Origin of the sequence: Rheinheimera sediminis (genome assembly GCF_004005375.1) — a bacterium.
Classification (GTDB): domain Bacteria; phylum Pseudomonadota; class Gammaproteobacteria; order Enterobacterales; family Alteromonadaceae; genus Pararheinheimera.
Genome location: NZ_RZUF01000021.1, coordinates 84,641 through 102,927, shown reverse-complemented (window position 1 = coordinate 102,927; position 18,287 = coordinate 84,641). Strand labels below are relative to the sequence as shown.

17 protein-coding genes are annotated in these 18,287 nt (G+C 46.0%); 8 read left to right on the top strand and 9 right to left on the bottom strand.

The window, feature by feature from the left end:
* Positions 1–288: 288 nt before the first annotated feature.
* On the top strand, positions 289–1,827 hold the full coding sequence (locus tag EMM73_RS15195) for a S10 family peptidase (protein WP_127687646.1): 1,539 nt from the start codon (positions 289–291) through the stop codon (positions 1,825–1,827).
* Between the two features lie 120 nt (positions 1,828–1,947).
* On the opposite strand, the gene EMM73_RS15190 is transcribed toward EMM73_RS15195, so the two are convergent.
* Positions 1,948–2,364 (bottom strand): DUF4174 domain-containing protein, encoded by a 417-nt coding sequence (locus tag EMM73_RS15190; RefSeq protein WP_127687645.1) that lies wholly within the window; start codon positions 2,362–2,364, stop codon positions 1,948–1,950.
* Positions 2,365–2,840: 476 nt separating this feature from the next.
* On the opposite strand from EMM73_RS15190, the gene EMM73_RS15185 reads away from it, so the two are divergent.
* The 4 genes from EMM73_RS15185 (at position 2,841) to EMM73_RS15170 (ending at position 6,700) form a co-directional block, all read left to right on the top strand.
* On the top strand, positions 2,841–5,180 hold the full coding sequence (locus EMM73_RS15185; protein WP_186435249.1) for a TonB-dependent receptor domain-containing protein: 2,340 nt from the start codon (positions 2,841–2,843) through the stop codon (positions 5,178–5,180).
* Positions 5,181–5,625: 445 nt separating this feature from the next.
* Complete coding sequence (locus tag EMM73_RS15180) at positions 5,626–5,949, top strand: DUF883 domain-containing protein (protein WP_127687643.1); 324 nt, start codon at positions 5,626–5,628, stop codon at positions 5,947–5,949.
* A gap of 48 nt (positions 5,950–5,997) precedes the next feature.
* On the top strand, positions 5,998–6,471 hold the full coding sequence (locus tag EMM73_RS15175) for a hypothetical protein (protein WP_127687642.1): 474 nt from the start codon (positions 5,998–6,000) through the stop codon (positions 6,469–6,471).
* The gene (locus EMM73_RS15170) at positions 6,446–6,700 is read left to right on the top strand and encodes a hypothetical protein (protein ID WP_127687641.1); all 255 of its coding nucleotides are present in this window, start codon (positions 6,446–6,448) and stop codon (positions 6,698–6,700) included. The genes EMM73_RS15175 and EMM73_RS15170 overlap by 26 nt, the downstream gene beginning before the upstream one ends.
* A 180-nt stretch (positions 6,701–6,880) precedes the next feature.
* On the opposite strand, the gene EMM73_RS15165 is transcribed toward EMM73_RS15170, so the two are convergent.
* The 3 genes from EMM73_RS15165 to EMM73_RS15155 form a co-directional block, all read right to left on the bottom strand.
* A complete protein-coding gene (locus tag EMM73_RS15165) occupies positions 6,881–8,023 on the bottom strand; it encodes an alpha/beta hydrolase (RefSeq protein WP_127687640.1) in 1,143 nt (380 codons plus the stop codon).
* Between the two features lie 18 nt (positions 8,024–8,041).
* A complete protein-coding gene (locus EMM73_RS15160) occupies positions 8,042–8,419 on the bottom strand; it encodes a cyclophilin-like fold protein (protein WP_222422678.1) in 378 nt (125 codons plus the stop codon).
* A gap of 109 nt (positions 8,420–8,528) precedes the next feature.
* Entirely contained in the window at positions 8,529–9,752 is a 1,224-nt protein-coding gene (locus EMM73_RS15155) for an MFS transporter (RefSeq protein WP_186435247.1), read from the bottom strand.
* A gap of 118 nt (positions 9,753–9,870) precedes the next feature.
* Between EMM73_RS15155 and EMM73_RS15150 the strand changes: the two genes are divergently transcribed.
* Positions 9,871–10,779, top strand: a complete 909-nt coding sequence (locus EMM73_RS15150) for a LysR family transcriptional regulator (RefSeq protein ID WP_261373458.1) — start codon at positions 9,871–9,873, stop codon at positions 10,777–10,779.
* 165 nt (positions 10,780–10,944) lie between these two features.
* A complete protein-coding gene (locus EMM73_RS15145) occupies positions 10,945–12,057 on the top strand; it encodes an MBL fold metallo-hydrolase (protein ID WP_127687638.1) in 1,113 nt (370 codons plus the stop codon).
* 48 nt (positions 12,058–12,105) lie between these two features.
* Here EMM73_RS15145 and EMM73_RS15140 read toward each other — a convergent pair whose 3' ends face one another.
* Complete coding sequence (locus EMM73_RS15140) at positions 12,106–13,320, bottom strand: glycerophosphodiester phosphodiesterase family protein (protein WP_222422677.1); 1,215 nt, start codon at positions 13,318–13,320, stop codon at positions 12,106–12,108.
* A gap of 124 nt (positions 13,321–13,444) precedes the next feature.
* The gene (locus EMM73_RS15135; protein ID WP_186435246.1) at positions 13,445–14,320 is read right to left on the bottom strand and encodes a DMT family transporter; all 876 of its coding nucleotides are present in this window, start codon (positions 14,318–14,320) and stop codon (positions 13,445–13,447) included.
* 281 nt (positions 14,321–14,601) lie between these two features.
* Here EMM73_RS15135 and EMM73_RS15130 point away from each other — a divergent pair, with 281 nt between their 5' ends.
* Complete coding sequence (locus EMM73_RS15130) at positions 14,602–15,564, top strand: glycosyltransferase family 2 protein (RefSeq protein ID WP_127687637.1); 963 nt, start codon at positions 14,602–14,604, stop codon at positions 15,562–15,564.
* Between the two features lie 961 nt (positions 15,565–16,525).
* Here the strand turns inward: EMM73_RS15130 and EMM73_RS15125 are convergent.
* The 3 genes from EMM73_RS15125 to EMM73_RS15115 form a co-directional block, all read right to left on the bottom strand.
* On the bottom strand, positions 16,526–17,017 hold the full coding sequence (locus EMM73_RS15125; protein ID WP_127687636.1) for a glutathione peroxidase: 492 nt from the start codon (positions 17,015–17,017) through the stop codon (positions 16,526–16,528).
* Positions 17,018–17,142: 125 nt separating this feature from the next.
* Complete coding sequence (locus tag EMM73_RS15120) at positions 17,143–17,556, bottom strand: ExbD/TolR family protein (RefSeq protein WP_127687635.1); 414 nt, start codon at positions 17,554–17,556, stop codon at positions 17,143–17,145.
* Positions 17,557–18,285 carry a MotA/TolQ/ExbB proton channel family protein gene (locus EMM73_RS15115; RefSeq protein ID WP_127687634.1) on the bottom strand — a complete coding sequence of 243 codons (729 nt, stop codon included), beginning with the start codon at positions 18,283–18,285 and terminating at the stop codon, positions 17,557–17,559. It abuts the gene before it with no gap.
* Between the last annotated feature and the right edge of the window lie 2 nt (positions 18,286–18,287).

The following is an 18,287-nucleotide window of genomic DNA, read 5'->3' as shown; positions in this document are numbered from 1 at the left end:
GAAGTAGGTGGTTTAGGGCCGAAAATAAAAACAGACTACAGCAGCGGCATCAGCCAGACTACTTAAATGGACTTTTAGGCAAGAAGTGCGGAGCAACAGACAAAGTGAAGGCGGCTTCACGCACTGAGCTTGATGCGCTGAGCTGAATTCTCCAGTGGGATAAGAAGCAAAATTCTGAGCTTTTTAACCTGAATCTTTGTAATTAGTCTCAAGCCGGGTGGTTATTTTGCCAGCTCTGAGTTAAACAGTAGGCTGAACTAAAATAACAACAGTCCTATCAGGAAACTTATGAAAATCAGTCCACTTCTAGTGCTCGGCTTATGCCTGAGCACCACCAGTTTAAGCACAGCTGTTCAGGCAGACGAAGCTAAAACCGCAAAAAATGCGGCGATACAAATAGATGCCGACTCAGTGGTGGTTACCGACCATAAAACTACAGTACTGGATCAAAGCTTTAACTACAAAGCTTACACTGGCACTCAGCCGGTATGGAATGAACAAGGCGAGCCCACAGCCGCCATTTTTTATACCTACTATGAACGTCAGAATGTAAAAGACAGAAAAAGCCGTCCTTTACTGATCTCTTTCAACGGTGGCCCTGGTTCTGCTTCGGTATGGATGCAAATTGCATACAGTGGCCCCAAAGCGCTGAATGTAGATAGCGAAGGCTACCCGCTGCAGCCTTATGGCGTAAAACAAAACCCTTATTCAGTGCTCGATACGGCCGACATAGTCTTTGTAAACCCGGTGAATACAGCCTATTCCCGCGTCTTACCGGGCAAAGATGGCAAAATGCCAAGCCGTGATGAGCAACAAAAAATGTTTTTTGGTGTAAACGCCGATATCAAATACCTGGCCGAGTGGGTCAATACTTTTGTCAGCCGTTACAACAGATGGGAATCGCCTAAGTATCTGATTGGTGAAAGCTATGGTACTACAAGGGTTTCAGGTTTAGCTTTAGCGCTGCAAAACCAACAGTGGATGTACTTGAACGGCGTCGTACTGGTGTCTCCGACTGATATAGGTATTAAACGTGACGGCCCTGTCGATGTAGCCAACCGCCTGCCGTATTTTGCGGCGACAGCCTGGTATCACAAGGCGCTTAGCAGCGAATTGCAGCAAAAAGACTTACTGGATTTTTTACCTGAAGTAGAAGCTTTTACATTAGACACTTACCTGCCTGCTTTGGCTAAAGGCAATTCATTACCTGAAGCTGAGAAACAAAAAGTTGCAGAACAGGTAGCAAAGTATTCAGGTTTATCCGTCAAAACTGTGCTGCAAAATAACTTAGATATTGATAACAACTTCTTCTGGAAAGAATTACTGCGTGAGCGCGGCCAGACCGTAGGCCGTTTAGATTCGCGTTATTTAGGCATAGATAAAAAAGAAGCTGGTTCAGCGCCGGATTACAACGCCGAACTCACCTCATGGCTGCACTCTTTTACTCCGGCTATTAATCATTACCTGAAAAACGAGCTGAATTACAAAACTGACATTAAATACAATATGTTTGGCAATGTGCACCCATGGGACAGAAGCAATGACAATACAGGTGAAAACTTACGTCAGGCCATGGCACAAAACCCCTACCTGCATGTGATGACTCAGTCGGGTTACTACGACGGCGCCACCAACTATTTTGACGCCAAATACAATATGTGGCAGTTGGACCCAAGTGGCAAAATGAAAGACAGATTAAGCTTCAAGGGCTATCGCAGCGGTCACATGATGTACCTGCGTTATGACGACTTACGCCAGTCGAATCAGGATTTACGTGACTTTATCAAAGCCACTTTACCTAAGCCGGATCAAGCAGCCAAGTATTGATGTAAGTGAGTCAATGTGAAAAAGGACCGCAAGGTCCTTTTTTTGATGTCTGCTGTAGGGTGCAATAGCCGCGAAGCGACTTTGCTCTGTCAGTGCACTCAAGCACAACCAGCACCGACCTCAATTCAGCATTTCATTTTGCCGCATAGGCATGGCATCAATCTCTGAAAATATCGCTTCTAAATCCATACGGTCGAGCAAAAACTTTACGCCGCCATCCTTGCCAATCAGCATAATTTTCCCTGGCGTGATCTGGTAACGCTTTCTGGTTTTCGCGACAAAATCTGCTGACAACTCCCCCTGATAGTTCGTCTCTGCCTGATCAGCTGTAAATATAAACCAAAGCAGATCACGCTCCTTGATTTCAATTTTATTTGTATCAAGCAAAACCAAAACAGTGTCCCGGCTTTGAACCTCATTTATAACAAGAATCCGATTATTCCATTGCAAAGTGGCAAGGTCAGAGAGCACTGTTTGCTGCTTGCTGTAAGCGGACAGACTGAATATGAGCAAAAGCAGTTTGATCAAGTTATTCATTATTGTTCTCCAGCTTTAAGCTTTCACCTGAGCAGACATAACGGATACTACAAAGATTCGGATCAGGCCTTACAGACTACGAACTTTTTGATCGTGGCCGCCATCCCCTCTTTAATAGGCACAGAGAACACTAACTCAGCCACCCTTCACTTTAATACTTGCCAAGCTCATGCCTGCGTCAGTAAATCCCAGCTCGGATGTAAAAATGATTAACCATATATGAACTCGGGATAAAGAGCGTCGACCTTTTTGATTTCACGAATCAAATCAACGCCACGAAAGCCTGAATACACTTGTTTCGTTTTGTAGAAAATACCTCAGGTTTATTTATTCGACAGCAATTTAAATGAAGACATTTTTCATAAAAATCACATTTTAATTACTTCATTTTGTCATCTTCCTTTCACTTTGCTGTCATTCGACCAGTTCAGAATGGCCGCGCTTTCTTCAATTCAAACAACAATATGGAGTTTCACGTGGCATTACATCACAAACATCTGCTCGCTCTGGCAGTGAGTTCAGCCTTGGGTTTATCGGCGCCTGTCATTGCAGAGGAAGCAGCAGTAGCTGCAGCCGAAGAGCAAGAAGTAGAAGTGCTGGCCATTACCGGCAAACGCATCAGCTATGCCAACAACAGTACAGATGAAGCTATTAAAAACACCAAAGCTCCTATAGGCAACGTATTAGATTTAGTGAGTCAATTACCAGGTATCAGTGTAGGCCAAGGCGACGCTTTTGGTGGTGACGACTGGTCTACTACTATTTCGATGCGTGGCTTTAACGTCAATCTAAGTGAGCAGCAGCTGGGTATTACTATTGATGGTTTGCCAAATGGCGGTTCAGGTTATGGCGGTGGCAGTAAAGCCAACCGCTACCTGGATTCAGAAAACACAGCTTATGTCGAAGTTGGTCAGGGAACCTCAGATATAGCCTCGGCTTCCCTGGATGCATTGGGTGGCACTCTTAACTTTGTTTCTAACAACCCACTGACAGAAGAGAATTTATCTTTGGCTGTCACTGGCGGCGATCACAATGCACGTCGCTATTACACTCGCTTTGACACAGGCCAAATTGGCGGTAACACCACAGCTTATGTCAGCTTGTCGGACAGCTTTAGCAACAGATGGATAGGTTCAGGCAGCAACGGTTTTTCCGACCGCTTGCATGGTGAAGTAAAAACTGTCACTGAACTGGATAACACTACCATTACTGCACGTTTTTCGTACGACGATACAGAAGAAGATAACTACAACACAGTTTCTTTACAGCAGTTTTTAGACAATCCGGACTGGGATCGCCTGACCAACGTCTGGACTGGTAATCCGGATATAGACCAGAACTTCGCTGAAGCCTGGTCGACCTTGAGGGAAAACAGCTTAACTTATGTCAAAGTGGACACAGACCTGAGTGATAGCCTGAATCTGACGGTGACGCCTTATGTCCATATGCAATCAGGCCGTGGTGACTGGTTACCGCCTTATCAGGTTTATGTAGAAGACGCTGCAGGCAACCGTGTTAGTCGAGGTACAGGCAATGGCAATCTGGTTCGTTACACCTATGTGAATGCAGCAGGGCAGCCTATTTTAGACCCCAATGCAGATTTAACGAACGCGACACGAGTGTCTTCTTACCGCCACACCCACTACGAAAAAGATCGCTATGGCCTGACCTCAGAACTAAAATGGGCCATGGACAATCATGAGCTACGTTTAGGTGCCTGGATTGAACAGCAAGACCGTAACGAAACCCGTGACTGGCATAATGTAATAGATCCTATTCAGTACCATTACTTTAATAATCAGCCTTACTGGGTACATTACGACCGCAACTATGAAACTGATACACAGAAAATTTATCTGCAGGACCAGATCAATTGGGATGACTTAACAGTCACTGTAGCTGTGAAGCAGTTCTATGTAGATGTCAGTCGCAAAGACAATATAGTGGCTGCAAATACAGACAAGCTGAACAGCGATTCTGACTTATTACCTAGTCTGGGCTTTGTCTACCGCTTAAACGAAAGTTACGAAGTGTTTGGTGGTTACGCCGAAAACTTCAAAGCTATCAGCGATGCGATTTTAGAGACCGATCAGGATTTTGATAATCTGGAGGCTGAAACTGCCAACAATATTGACTTAGGTTTGCGTTATTTTGGCAATGATTTAAGTCTTTCCGTCACTTATTATGATGTGCAGTTTGACAACCGTATTACCTTTTTACAACCCGGAGCTAACGCGGGTGGCCCGGATTATTTAAATGAGCTAGACGGTACTTATGTCAACGTGGGTGGTATTGAATCCAGCGGTTTAGAAGCCAGCTTAAACTGGGAGTTTATGCAAAGCTGGAGCCTTTACAGTGCTTTTACCAGCAACAAGGCCGAATATAGCCAAACTATCAATTCCGTGATTTTGGACGAAGACGGCAAGGTAGTTTTAGGGCCTGACGGCAAACCGGCAATTAACCCGGCTGCTATATTTAAAGGCGACAAAGTTGCAGGTTCACCTGAAACTATGCTGAGCCTGTCGCTGCGTTATCAGGGCGAAGCGTACCGTGCAGGCTTAACTGCCAAACGCACAGACAGCTACTTTGGTGCTGCCTTAGGTGGCAATAAAGATGAAATTCCTGCTTCAACCCTGATGGACTTTTATCTGGGCTACAGCAAAGACTTGTCATCAAAAGATATGTTTAAAGGCATCGACCTGTCCTTAGTGCTAAACAACCTGACCGATCAGGACTATTTAGCCGGTGGCCAGGAAGGCGCTTATTACTTAGGTGCAGAACGCACTGCGACTGTGACTTTAAAACTGGATTTCTGATCTAGCCCAGAGTAACAAAAGCCAGGCCGGAGCCCTCAAAGCTCCGGCTTTTTTATTGTTGCAGCTGTTCATTTTTATCGGTTAAGCCTGCCTAAAAATTACCAGCAGCCGGAACTTCTGCAGCTTCGCTGCAGATAAAGAATCGACAAAGCACNCTGCGTTGCTCTGTCTAGCCATAGCTTGCTATGGCGTACGACAAAGCGCCTTGAGATCCATAAAAATCTGCACATTCAGTCAGAAAAGAGTTTTGCTTTTTGAAAAGATACTTTTACGTCTTTGATTTTATTGATTAAATCAACAGAGGTCGACACTCGTTATCCCGAGTTCAGGTTAGTTATTGATTTATATCAATTTGGTGCAACCAATGCTTTAATGAATGCGCAGAGAGTAAGATGCAAGATGCAGCCATGGCTGCATTTCACAGTGATCACCAAGGAGATCTATCATGGCCACCTCACAAAGTGCTACAGAACAAGCAACAAGTAAAAGCAAGAATGCGTTAAATTCGCCTGTGACCGAAAAAGCTGTGGAAGCAGCACACCATGTAGTAGACGCAATCGCAGAAAAAGCTGCAACAGCTGAAGACATATTACGAAAAACAGCAGCCGACTCTCAGGAAACCCTGACAGATAAGCAAGATGAAATTAAACAACAATTGCAGCTGTCTTATAGCAAAACCCGTGACTTTGCAGTGCAACATCCACTGGCTGCAGCAGGAATAGCTTTTGCTGCTGGCGTATTGTTAACCACTTTACTACGCCGTAAATAAGGTCGTATTTGAGGCGGCAACAAACGCAGAAACAACCAAGGCGGTTAGATGCAAACTACTGAAAGTCCCGAAGTGCCTGTACAAAAAACCGGGCAGCCTGAATCGGTAGATCAGGCTTTGGCTCAATTGACTGAATTGGCTGAGCTTGGCCATTCAGTTCAACAAGCTTATGCCAGCCAATTAAAACTGACAGGGCAGATAGCAGCTGCAGAATGGCAGCTTACAGGTCGAAGCCTGACCATTGCCGCGGCTTTAGTGGTGTGTTTTGGTGCAGGCATGATTTTACTTTTGGGCAGTTTTTTGGCTGTACTGGGTTATCTGCTATTCCAGCTAAGCAGTTCAGTCGCAATTACGGCCACTGCTTTGTTGCTGTTGCAATTTGCCGTATTGTTTTGGTGTTGGCGCAGTTTAGCTTATGTGTTGTCACAAGCTGGCTTTTCAAATACCTGGCGGCAATTGCAATTGCTATTATTCAGGCCACAGAAGGAAGACAAAAATGCTGATCCAACGGCTACTGACTAAACAACAACAGAAGCTGACTGAGCTGACAATAAAAAGCCAGCTACAGCAGCAACTGCTGCTGGTAAGGAAACAGCAATTATCAGAAGCGGCTCTGAGGTTTATTGGCTCAACTCCGGGTTTAATGCTCAGTTTTTGCGCTGGTTGCCTGTTTCAGATGCGCCACAACAGCGCTGTGAAAATCATGCGCAGCCTGATAGGGTTTCGCTGGATCACCAGATTTATTGGCTAACACCCAAAGGGTACTTCAGCTCGCTGGCTTTTGAGCTAAAAGCCAGCGAAACAACTTGATCAAAGCTCAGAATAATGTTTGCAGTGGTTTAAACCTCTTCCTACCAAAGTCAGTTCAAAGCCAATTTTCAGCACATGCTGTTTTTGCTTTATCCTCATAACTCAGTCCTTTAATCAGTGCTTAGGCCATTAGGTGTTGCTGAAAAAAACTGGTCATTTTGTCAAAGGGGATCACATCAAGCCGATCGTACAGGTCAATATGAGTCGCGCCTTTGATAATCATTAACTCTTTTGGCTCTGCTGCTGCGGCATAGGCAGTTTCAGCAAAGTAACGGGAGTGCGCTTTTTCACCATGCACCAACAATAGCGGGCGGGGCGAAATTTCGTTGATATACGACAGCAACGGCATATTCATAAAGGATAATGGATTAGTCATGGTCCAGGAGCTGTTCGAGTTAATAGCTCGTGGGTGAAAGCCACGAGCGCGGGATTTGTAATACCCTGCATAATCTACTAAAAATTGTGGTTCGCCCCCTTTGAGTTCATTGTAAACAGGACCGAGCGCAGGTTCACCTTTCTCCGCATCTTTCCAGCGCTGCTGACCTAGTTGTTCCAGTGTTGCAGTTCGCTGTTCTTTGGTCACACTGTCGTTATAGCCTTTGGACATCACTCGCGTCATATCGTACATAGTACTGGCTACTACAGCTTTCACTCTCTTGTCGATGGCAGCAGCATTTAACGCCATGCCACCCCAGCCACAAATACCAAGTATGCCAATACGCTCACGATCGACATTAGCTAATAAGCCAATAAAATCCACTGCTGCACTAAAATCTTCGGTATTAATATCAGGTGAGGCAACATGACGTGGCTCGCCACCACTCTCGCCGGTAAAGGATGGATCAAAAGCAAGAGTTACGAAACCTCGCTCAGCCATGATCTGCGCATATAAACCAGAGGATTGCTCTTTAATAGCACCAAAAGGCCCCCCCACCACAATAGCTGCCAGCTTGCCGCTCGTGTTTAGTACTCCGGGATTTTTGGGTTGATATAAATCAGCAGCTAACCGAATGCCATAGCGGTTTTTAAAGCTGACTTTTTTATGATCCACTTTGTCACTTTTGGCGAAGGTTTTGTCCCACTCTGTACTAAGTTTCAGTTCCGTTTGAGCACCAACAGAGACTGGGGCTGCAGCAGCCACTGAGGTTGTAAAAAGTGGCGCAACACAAGCGGCAGCAATACCTGCGCTTGTCATTTTTAATAAATTACGCCGACCAGCGTCCGGTTGTCCGGCTTGTTTCATCTTGGGTTGACCCTTGTTCATGATTTCTATCCTCATAGCTTAATTAGAGTGAATAAGGCTGATAGTGGCGTACTTTTCGCCGCTAAAGTTCAGGTGTTCTATACCGCTGCTGATCCGTCCAAGCCTTACGAGATACTGGGAATAGGCAAAATCTTTATAGAAAATTGCCAGATTGCCCCAAGGCGCGTAATAGCTGATGTCGCCAACCGAAGGTATGCTGCCGGGCGGTGCATTTTGCGTGGTCAGCTTGTCAGGCAAAAAACCAATTTTTTCGGTCGATGCGTAGTCTTTTAGCTCTAATGTCATCGGCAGATGGGTGATAAAATCCCGTACTGTAGGGTTATCATCCAAAGTGGCAGAGATCAAAGCTCCATCCAGTTCAATTTGAATTTTGTATACCTTTTGTATCTTGAACACTGGGGCCTCCTTCGACCTGACTACAGCGTTAGCTGCTGGCGCAAAAACGCCGGCGAATAGAATAAGTAATGCAATAAAAGCCCTGACATTGAAGAAGTGATCAAATGTTTTAGTCATCTGAACCTACCTTCTGCTGCATTGGGTCTGCCCTAGGTGCAGTGATGACTGTCAGGCCTGCGGAAATCAGCAGCAGGGCAGCGCTGAATAAAAAAGTACTTTGGTAGCCACTGTGATCAAACAGCAGGCCGCCGACTGTCGACCCCAAGGCAATAGATAGCTGCACCATAGCGACAAAGAGGCCACCACCTGCTTCAGCGTCATCAGGAAATACCTGAGCTATCCAAGCCCACCAGCCTACAGGTGCTGCTGTTGCAGTCAGGCCCCATAACCCAAGCAAAACCAGCACAGCGTGACTGCGTTCACCAACCAGGGTCAGCAGCAATGCTGTTAGTGTCATCACCAGAGGAATAGCAATCAGCGTTTGGTAAAAGCGCCAGTGCAGGAGCTGACTTATAAACACAGTACCGATAAAGCCGGTAGCCCCTGCGACCAGTAAATAGAACGAAATTGTGGCACCTTGAACCCCTGTAACAGTTTCAAGAAAGGGCCGCAGATAAGTGAAGAGTGCAAACTGTCCCATAAACATCAGACTGCTGGCAAAAAAACCAGACAGGACAGCGGGTCGTTTTAGTAAAGCAAATACTTTAAATAACTGACCTGGCCGATTTTTTTGAACAGTTGCAGGCATCGAAGGCAAAGAAAGCCACAACCAGCCAAGCGCCATCAGCGCTAGAGGCACCAGACAAAAAAACGCAAAGCGCCAACCCACTGTGGCCCCGAGCCAGGCTCCAAGCGGTGCAGCGACCACTGTAGCCAGAGCATTACCGCCATTAACGATAGCAAGGGCGCGTGGCACTTGATGTGAAGGTACTAATCGAATAGCGGTAGCGGCTGACATAGACCAAAACCCGCCGACAACTACGCCGATCAGCGCACGGCCGAGCATATACATCTGATAGTCAGGCGCAAAGGCAACAATAGCGCCTGACAAGCCCATGACAGCGGTCAGCCCCAGCAGCAAAGTTTTGCGGTCAAGCTTCCCAAAAAGTGGAGAAATAAACAGGCTGGCCAGCACAGCAAAAAAGCCAGAGATAGCGATACCCTGACCAGCTAACCCTTCAGTTACGCCTAAATCTTCAGCTAAAGGAGTGAGCAAACTGACAGGCAAAAACTCAGATGCAACCAGCGCAAAAGCGCACACTGACATGGCAAATACGCTACCCCAGCTATTCGCTGTCTCAGCAACATCGGAGCTATAAATATAGCTATTCATTTCATCACGTCTTCAAAGACCAAAACATAGCTTTATCTTGACAGAGCTTTTATATTTTGATTAGTAGACATAATCTTTATGTAGTTGTGAGAAAAATTCAGCAATGGCACAAGACAAGATGAAGGATTTACAGGCCTTTCTGGCGGTGGCGCAGCAGCAAAGCTTTACCAAAGCAGCAGCCATACTGCGGGTTACACCTTCGGCTTTGAGTCACACCATTCGTGCTTTGGAAGAACGTTTAGGAGTGCGTTTGCTAACCAGAACAACACGTAATGTCTCGCTGACCGAAGCTGGTGTGCGGTTATCAGAGTCGATTAGTCCTTTGTTTGAGCAGATCAACGCCGAGTTGGACGCTCTGGGTGAACTCAGAGATAAACCCAAAGGCACCATTCGATTGACCTGCACCGATGATCAAATCCAGCTGCATTTACGCCCTATGCTGGCTAATTTTTTGCGTGATTACCCGGAAATCCAACTAGAACTCTACGTAGATTATGGCTTTACCAATCTGGTAGAAGAACGCTTTGATGCAGGGATCCGGCTTGGAGAATCCATCAGTAAAGATATGATTGCCGTGCGTATAGGGCCTGACTGGCGCTTGGTGGTGGTGGGATCTCCTGACTACTTTGCACGTCACTCAGCACCATCAACACCAGATGAACTTACAGAACATGCCTGCATTAATATTCGTCATCGAGTGGCTGGGTCAATTTATGCGTGGGAATTTGAAAAAGACCAACGCTCTTTTACTGTAAAAGCTGAAGGCCCGCTGGTGTTTAACAGCATTATGCATGTGCTGAATGCTGCTGTGGATGGTATTGGACTGGCTTATGTGCCTGAACCCTTAGTTGCGCCTTATCTGGCAGATGGCCAATTAAAAATGATCCTAACCGACTGGAGTCCGTATTTTCAGGGGTACCATTTGTATTACCCAAATCGTCGTCAAGCTTCACCTGCTTTTATGGCTTTTGTAAATGCCATCAGATACAAAGAGAATAAACAGATTACTGTTTTGCCAGAATTATGATTATTGAAAATAACTCATCATTGCATAGAGTTTTACCCGGCTAATCGACTTGCAGCTTCATCTGTACAATGGATTATGTATCCTTAAAGCACTGCAGTAAAACCTCAGCACTTCGATGCTGTGGACCCAATGTGAAAAGCTGCCTTAAACAATCAGAGTTGATACATGATAAAAAAACTATGTATTGGATTTGCCTGTCTGCTGGCTCTACTAGCAGTCTTCACTTATGCCTATTTTCAGCATGCCTTATTCGGCAGCTTGCCTGATGGAGCAAAACTGGACAGGATCCAGTCCTCTGCAAACTATGCTGAAGGCGCCTTCCAGAATCAGCTTGAGACGCCTTTTTTGACAAAGGGCGCGACCCAGTTATCTATCCGTATAGAAAACTGGCTTGCCGACAAGAAAACAACCCGGCCTGAACATCTGCTCCCCACAGAAAAAACCGACCTGTTTAGCCTCAATCCGAAGGATGACCTGGCGATTTGGTTAGGTCACTCTTCCTGGTACCTGCAACTGGGTGGCAAACGCATGCTGATAGACCCAGTGTTCAGCGACTATGCAGCGCCAGTACCAGGTATGATTAAAGCCTTTGACGGTACCAATTTGTATTCCGCAGCAGATATACCGGCGCTAGACCTGTTACTAATTACGCATGACCACTATGACCATCTGGACTACCATACAATTCTGGCACTAAAACCTTTGGTTAAACAGGTGGTTACAGGTTTAGGGGTAGGAGCGCATTTTGAGCTGTGGGGCTACGCTTCCAGCCTTATTCAGGAACTGGACTGGTACGGTGAACTAGAGATCAGTGCAGATCTGAAGATACATGCCACTCCTGCCCGGCATTATTCAGGCCGCACTTTTACCCGCAATCAATCGCTGTGGCTTGGCTTTGTCATAGAAAGCCAGCAACGTCGGCTATTTTTTAGTGGTGATTCTGGCTATGGATCACACTTTTCGGAGATCCGCAGTAAATTTGGCGCCTTTGATTGGGTGACCTTGGATAGTGGTCAGTATGATCCGCGTTGGGCACACTTGCATATGACTCCGGAACAAGCAGCCCAAGCTGCCGATGACCTCAACGCTCAGGCTATGACTCCGGCCCATGTTGGGCGTTTTACTCTGGCACCTCATGACTGGTTTGAACCATTCGAGCGTTTGTCGAAAGCGAGCCAAAACCATGATTACCAGCTATGGACTCCTGTGATTGGCCAAGCCATTTATTTTGATGGCAGGGAACAAGCATTTAAGCCCTGGTGGAAAGCTGCTCTCTAACAGAAAGCAGCATGGTTTTAATAGCTTAGCGATCATGCAAAACAGATATTAAAGCTTACAACTTTGCTGAAACAAGGCGCGTTGTTCCAGCGCTAAATCTGGATAGTCCGTAAACAGTCCGTCTATGCCCTGCTTGAACAAAGCCTGCATTTCTTGATTATAACTAAATGTAGTTTTTTCATCTTTGGGCATTAAATAGTTCGCTTCAGCCCTAAAGGTATAAGGGTGCACTTTTAAGCCCTGCTGCTGGGCCGCTTTGACAAAGGGCTTTAAATTCAGGCTGTGTTTTTGGTAAATACTGCTGCGCCATGGCCCAATACCAGCGGCATAGTTTTGTATAAAGTTAAGGCCTTTATCGTTGAGTAAAACTGAATAATCCAGAGGTTTGGACTCTAAGGCTACAAAGCTGCTGCCTTTATAAATGGAAGCTAAATCTGCGCTTTGTTGCTGATGATAAAACACATCATAAGGCACAGAAAAACTGTCTTGTGGTGGTAGATAAGCTTTTTCGGTATCACCAATCAGCTGGATCAGCGGAATCTTCAGCTTCAAAGCTGGCATCAACTGCTGCTTCAGCTCAAGTAAATTTTGCACTTCAAAAGACTGAATAAAGACCCGGCTTGGTTCGGTAAAACGCAGCTGCTGTAATTGCTGTACCAGCATTTTGCTGATATCCAGCGCTATGGGGGCTCCTGCAATCCTTTTGCCTTCATAACGAAAATAAGTCGGGTGTTTGGTTTCAATATAAAGCCCGACTTTGCGACCGGTATCGGCCTCAAACTGTTTTACCAGCCCCACAATCTCAGCCAGAGTAACAATATCAAACTTGTCATTGTGCTCTGCGCCCTGAGGCCTTAATGCGGATAAAGGTTCGCGTGCTTTCAACTGCTTTATTTCAGCCAGAGTAAAGTCTTCACTAAACCAGCCCGTAATTGGAATACCATCGATACGTTTGGTGGTTTTACGATCGGCAAACTGTGGCACTACAGCAACATTGGTGGTATGAGTTAAATCATTTTCATGACGGCTGATAAGCTGACCGTCTTTGGTGGGTACTAAATCGGGTTCGATAAAATCAGCGCCCATTCGCATGGCAAGCATATATGCTTCCAGCGTATGTTCGGGTAAATGACCACTGGCACCACGGTGTGCAATAACCAAAGGAGCAGTCACACAAGCGTCAGCAGCCATGGCAACACCAGATAGCATAGTTAAAGACAGCAGGCTCAGAGGCAGCAGGGAAAAACCTTTTTTTATCAGCATATTATTCACACCTTTTGCAAAAACTTCATACTAAAACCACAGAATGACAATAGCATGACACAAAATGTAGGGGCTGGGCTTGCCCTGCCCGTCTGGTGTTCAAAGCTATACCAAAAAGGTTAGATCAGCGCCGCTCCTGCGCCCATAAATACAAGCCGCTGGCCATAATGACCCCAGCGCCAATAAGCAGCGATAAGCTTGGAAACAACTGCCATAGCAGAATATCAAAACCTAAACCCCACACCAGCGCCGTGTATTCAAAAGGCGCAATCACAGAAGCCGGCGCTAAACGAAAAGCTTCGGTAATAAACACCTGACCTATAGCACCACTTAACCCCATCAGCGCTAATAACCACAAATGATCCGAAGATATAGACACCCAATCCGGATAAGCTAAAGCACCGGCACCAAGACCTATCATGGTCATCAGCCAAAACACCATATTGCCGCTGTTGTCAGTGCGGGATAAAACCCGTACCGTAATAGCAGAAATGGCATAACAAAGTGCTGAAACCAAAGCAGCCAGCGCGCCTAAACTCAGCAATTGATCGCCCTCTGGTTTTAGCATAAACAGCACCGCCAGCATACCAATACCGATAGCACCCCATTGCCTGATTTGCACATGCTCACCTAAAAACCAAACCGACATCGCAGTGATAAGCAGTGGTGCTGCAAAAAAGATGGCATAAGCATCAGAGAGCGATAAGGTTTGAATGGCATAGACAAAAGCCGACAACATGACGATACCAAGCACGGCTCTTAGCAAATGCAAAGACCAGCGTGAATTGAGTAAATGCTTCACCCTATTGGTTGTCACTAACCAGACGACTATTAAGGGCCAGGCAAACAAAGCTCGTAAACTGGTAATTTGCATAGGGCCATAATGTTGCGTCAGTTGCTTCATACAGGCATCCATAGCGCAAAACATGCCCACGGCCAGTAACATACATAGAATTCCCTTAGTCGGTTGATCGACCGCAGGGTGAAGCAGACTTTTCATAACCACCTGATGAATGCAGAAAACAGCGGGCTAGTGTTGAAAAATCCTTAAACTAAAGCAAGTGCAAAAACAGCAAAGATTAAGCCTGCTGCTGAAATACCGTGATTCCAGAGATGATCCCGCTTTTATGGCACCAGAGCAGCATAGAATTTCGTCACAACAGCATGCTGAATGTAAGGATAGTTAGCAGCTTAGTAACTAACTGTTACCCCTTAGCCTCCAGCATACCCGCTGCTGATAAACTCGGCTTCATGCTATTTTTGTGTAAAGTTCAGCCCGCTATGCAGCCAGGTCCTCTGTTATCTCTTATCGTCCCTTTTTACAATGTAGCCAGGTATTTTGCTCAGTTGCTTGATTCCATCGAACAGCAACTGACAGAGCAGGTTCAGGTGATTCTGATCTGCGATGGTGCCACAGACGGTAGCCTGGAACTGGCACAACAGCACATTTGTAGTTCAGCACGACCAGAATCTTACTTGTTGCTCTGTCAGGCTAATGCTGGTGTAAGCCTGGCAAGAAATGCCGGTTTAGCCAAAGCAGAAGGCGGCTATATTGGTTTTATCGATGCTGACGATATAGTGCTGCCTGGCTACATCAGCAATGTATTAGCTGTGATCACTGAGCATCAACCAGATTTGATTGAACTGGGTTACAAACGCTTTACGGATGCTGCAGCGCTGAATCACGCCAAGGAGCGCTATTTGCATCGTAAACAAGGCTGGCTGGAAAAACACAAAGCGGTCAAAGAAGTGTACCAATCCAGTCGTTGGTTTCCATGGTTAAGGATCTATCGCAAAAACCTCATGCCAGATTTTCAATTTCCGCCCGGCATCGCTTTTTGCGAAGATGTAATGGCGATGCCAGCTTTATATCAGGCAGCAGAGCGGCTTTATCATCTGCGTTTGCCACTTTATGGCTACAGAGAACACTGTGCCAGCGCGTCTTTTCATGTGAAAACCGAGCATCAGCAGCAATTACAAAGCTTTTTTAACGCGCTAAGGCAGAAGCATTCGCTCCCTGCTCTGTCAGAGCGTTTACGTTACATCCTATTGTTTCATTTAGCTTATTTGCTTTATAAATTACAACTGAGCAATCAAACTCAGCACAGCTACCCAGCTGAGCTTGATCGGCAATCTAAAGCGCTGATCCGTAAAGTCTGGTGGTGGCTAGGTTTCTCGTTACGAAAAAAACTCCATCTGGCTTTTGCGCCATTTTTTTTCCAGCGACACAGAAGTAAAGGCTAACAGGGGAAATTGGCAAACTAGGTATTTTATTGTTCTATATCAAGGTACATAGCGCAAAACAGGTGCACACTCTGCTCCGTTCCTGCCGCACAGCAGAACAGGTTGTAAAAGCTACAGGTCTTTTACTTGACCAATCCCAGCCTTGTGTACTTTGCGCCTGATTACAGCTTTGTCATCAGGCGTTTTTTTACATCTGTTCTTGCGATAAAATCAGACAGATGTGAAATCGAGTAGGAGGCGGGATCGCTCCCGCCGTCCTCTCACACCACCGTACATGCGGTTCCGCATACGGCGGTTCCTGTCTGTATCGAACGTATTCAATACATGAGTCTGTTTCGTGCATCGTGTCGCCGGTTATCGTTTAGAACACCGCAAACACCGTCCAGGTTTCCGACCCTTCTTGTTTATTTGTCGGCACAATGATTATTTTCATTGCCTTGTGTTCCGATAACTCGAGAGCACGCGTGACTTGCCGCTCGTGACAGGTTCAGCCCTTCATGATGTCGGTTTTACATCACTAATACGGCCTCTGCTGACTTCTGTTGCCCCATCCCGACACTTCACAGCGCCAGTAGCTCGTGGCAGGGCGACAGATCTCCCAGGGTAATTCGCGCGACCTTCCTGCTTATACCTGTCGACTTTACGTTGTAGCATTCCGTGTAAGTATTGGGCTTTAGTGATAATGGCCACCTCACCCTGCTACAACGCCTAAATCGCTTCCTGTTCGTCAGGCCAGCATTTTGCTTTCAGCTTCCTTCAGATTTCACCTCACGATGAACACCCTTGCCGTTCAGCTAACACTTCCCCTTACCGGGTGTGTAGAGGACTTGCACCTCCAAGTCACCAGTTTGACTACCACAGTCAAACCAGTTGCGCTTACGCGCAACGCGCCATGCCTGGCGCACCACAATAAGGGCGACCATAAAGGTCGCCCCCAGGCTATCTATTCGACCAAAATCATCTATTTTTCGGCTAACGCCGCCTGAACTTCAGCTTCTAACTCTTCTGGTTTGGTCAGAGGAGCAGCACGTAAAATCACCTTGCCATCCCGGCCAATCAGAAATTTAGTGAAGTTCCATTTAATAGATTCTGAGCCTAACAAGCCTGGTTTTTGCTGTTTCAGATTTTTAAATAGAGGTGAAGCGTCCGGACCGTTTACATCCACTTTGGCGAACATGGGAAAAGATACACCGTAGTTCAGTTCACAAAACTCACTGATTTCCGTTTCATTGCCCTGCTCTTGCTGACCAAACTGGTTGCAAGGGAAACCTAAAATCTCCAGACCCTGCTCCTTGTATTTCTGATACAACACCTCCAAGCCTTTGTATTGCGGCGTAAAACCACATTTGCTGGCAGTGTTTACCACCAGCAGCACTTTGCCCTGATAGTCTTTTAATTCGACCGCCTGGCCTTTGATGTTGGTGACTGCTAAATCAAAAATTGGGTTTGGCATCATGTGCTCCTCTGTTAGTTGGGGTTTCAGTACATGCTGAAAGTAAAAACATAATGCCCAACAATTAAATTGCATGCAATTTAATTTTATCAATGAAACTGACGAAAAAAACCGAATAACAAAGTTTAAGCTGCAGGCTCGCTGATAAAGCCTAACTTCAATAAACCCGATTGCTGTACAGCGGCCATAGTTTTGAGTACATGCTCGTAAGGTGCAGCTTTGTCACCTCGAATATGTACTTCAGGCTGTGGCTGTTGTTGCGCTTGTTGTGCCAACTTTATTTCAAGCGCAGCCGCATCAATAGGCTCATCGTCCCAAAATACGGCGCCATCGGCTTTAACTGTTAACGTAACAGTTTGAGGTTTAATTTGCTGTTTTTCGTTACTGACCCGAGGTAAATCTACTTTCACACTATGAGTGATCACCGGCACTGTGATGATAAAAATAATCAGCAGCACCAGCATCACGTCAACCAACGGCGTCATATTTATTTCGCTCATCACTTCATTGTCTGAATCTAAACCGCTACCAAAAGCCATTTATTTTGCCTCCTTTAAAGGCACAACCACTCTGCTGCTTTTTGGCGCTGCGCCCGTCAGAAAATAGGCGTGTAGCTGATGGGCAAAACGCTGCATTTTATTTAATACATCTTTATTACCGCGCTGCAGGGCGTTGTAACCAAGCACAGCAGGAATAGCCACAGCCAAACCAAAGGCTGTCATGATTAATGCTTCACCAACAGGACCTGCAACTTTGTCGATACTGGCTTGCCCCGACACACCAATACCCACCAGCGCATGATAAATGCCCCACACAGTGCCGAATAAACCAACAAAAGGTGCAGTTGAACCTACAGAAGCCAAAATGGCCAAGCCTTTTTGCATCTGTTCAGCACTTTCATCTATAGCGCCACGCAGACAAGAAACCAGCCATTCGGCGAGCGGTAAATTGCCATGTAAGTCTTGCTGATGACTTTGATGATGATCCAAAGCCGCCTGACCTTCATCTGCCATGTAACGAAATGGATTCATAGGCCCCGTCGCAGTGTCGGCCGAGCTTAAAATGCGTAACCCCTCAGTGAAACTGTGAGCATGCCAAAAATCATTGCTGGCTCTGCTAATACGTTTTAAGCGCCATAAACTAATGGCCCGGATCACTATCACAGACCAACTTGCTACAGACATCAACAGCAGCATCACAGCCACAGCTTTGATAACAAAGTCACCCTGTGCCCAGAGTGCCGCAATACCATAGGGATTTTCTTGCATGA

Excerpts from the sequence above, each read along its gene's own strand:
- EMM73_RS15195 (WP_127687646.1), top strand. The coding sequence starts at position 289 with ATGAAAATCAGTCCACTTCTAGTGCTCGGCTTATGCCTGAGCACCACC.
- EMM73_RS15190 (WP_127687645.1), bottom strand. The coding sequence starts at position 2,364 with ATGAATAACTTGATCAAACTGCTTTTGCTCATATTCAGTCTGTCCGCT.
- EMM73_RS15180 (WP_127687643.1), top strand. The coding sequence starts at position 5,626 with ATGGCCACCTCACAAAGTGCTACAGAACAAGCAACAAGTAAAAGCAAG.
- EMM73_RS15175 (WP_127687642.1), top strand. The coding sequence starts at position 5,998 with ATGCAAACTACTGAAAGTCCCGAAGTGCCTGTACAAAAAACCGGGCAG.
- EMM73_RS15170 (WP_127687641.1), top strand. The coding sequence starts at position 6,446 with ATGCTGATCCAACGGCTACTGACTAAACAACAACAGAAGCTGACTGAG.
- EMM73_RS15165 (WP_127687640.1), bottom strand. The coding sequence starts at position 8,023 with ATGAACAAGGGTCAACCCAAGATGAAACAAGCCGGACAACCGGACGCT.
- EMM73_RS15155 (WP_186435247.1), bottom strand. The coding sequence starts at position 9,752 with ATGAATAGCTATATTTATAGCTCCGATGTTGCTGAGACAGCGAATAGC.
- EMM73_RS15150 (WP_261373458.1), top strand. The coding sequence starts at position 9,871 with ATGAAGGATTTACAGGCCTTTCTGGCGGTGGCGCAGCAGCAAAGCTTT.
- EMM73_RS15145 (WP_127687638.1), top strand. The coding sequence starts at position 10,945 with ATGATAAAAAAACTATGTATTGGATTTGCCTGTCTGCTGGCTCTACTA.
- EMM73_RS15140 (WP_222422677.1), bottom strand. The coding sequence starts at position 13,320 with ATGCTGATAAAAAAAGGTTTTTCCCTGCTGCCTCTGAGCCTGCTGTCT.
- EMM73_RS15135 (WP_186435246.1), bottom strand. The coding sequence starts at position 14,320 with ATGAAAAGTCTGCTTCACCCTGCGGTCGATCAACCGACTAAGGGAATT.
- EMM73_RS15130 (WP_127687637.1), top strand. The coding sequence starts at position 14,602 with ATGCAGCCAGGTCCTCTGTTATCTCTTATCGTCCCTTTTTACAATGTA.
- EMM73_RS15125 (WP_127687636.1), bottom strand. The coding sequence starts at position 17,017 with ATGCCAAACCCAATTTTTGATTTAGCAGTCACCAACATCAAAGGCCAG.
- EMM73_RS15120 (WP_127687635.1), bottom strand. The coding sequence starts at position 17,556 with ATGGCTTTTGGTAGCGGTTTAGATTCAGACAATGAAGTGATGAGCGAA.
- EMM73_RS15115 (WP_127687634.1), bottom strand. The coding sequence starts at position 18,285 with ATGCAAGAAAATCCCTATGGTATTGCGGCACTCTGGGCACAGGGTGAC.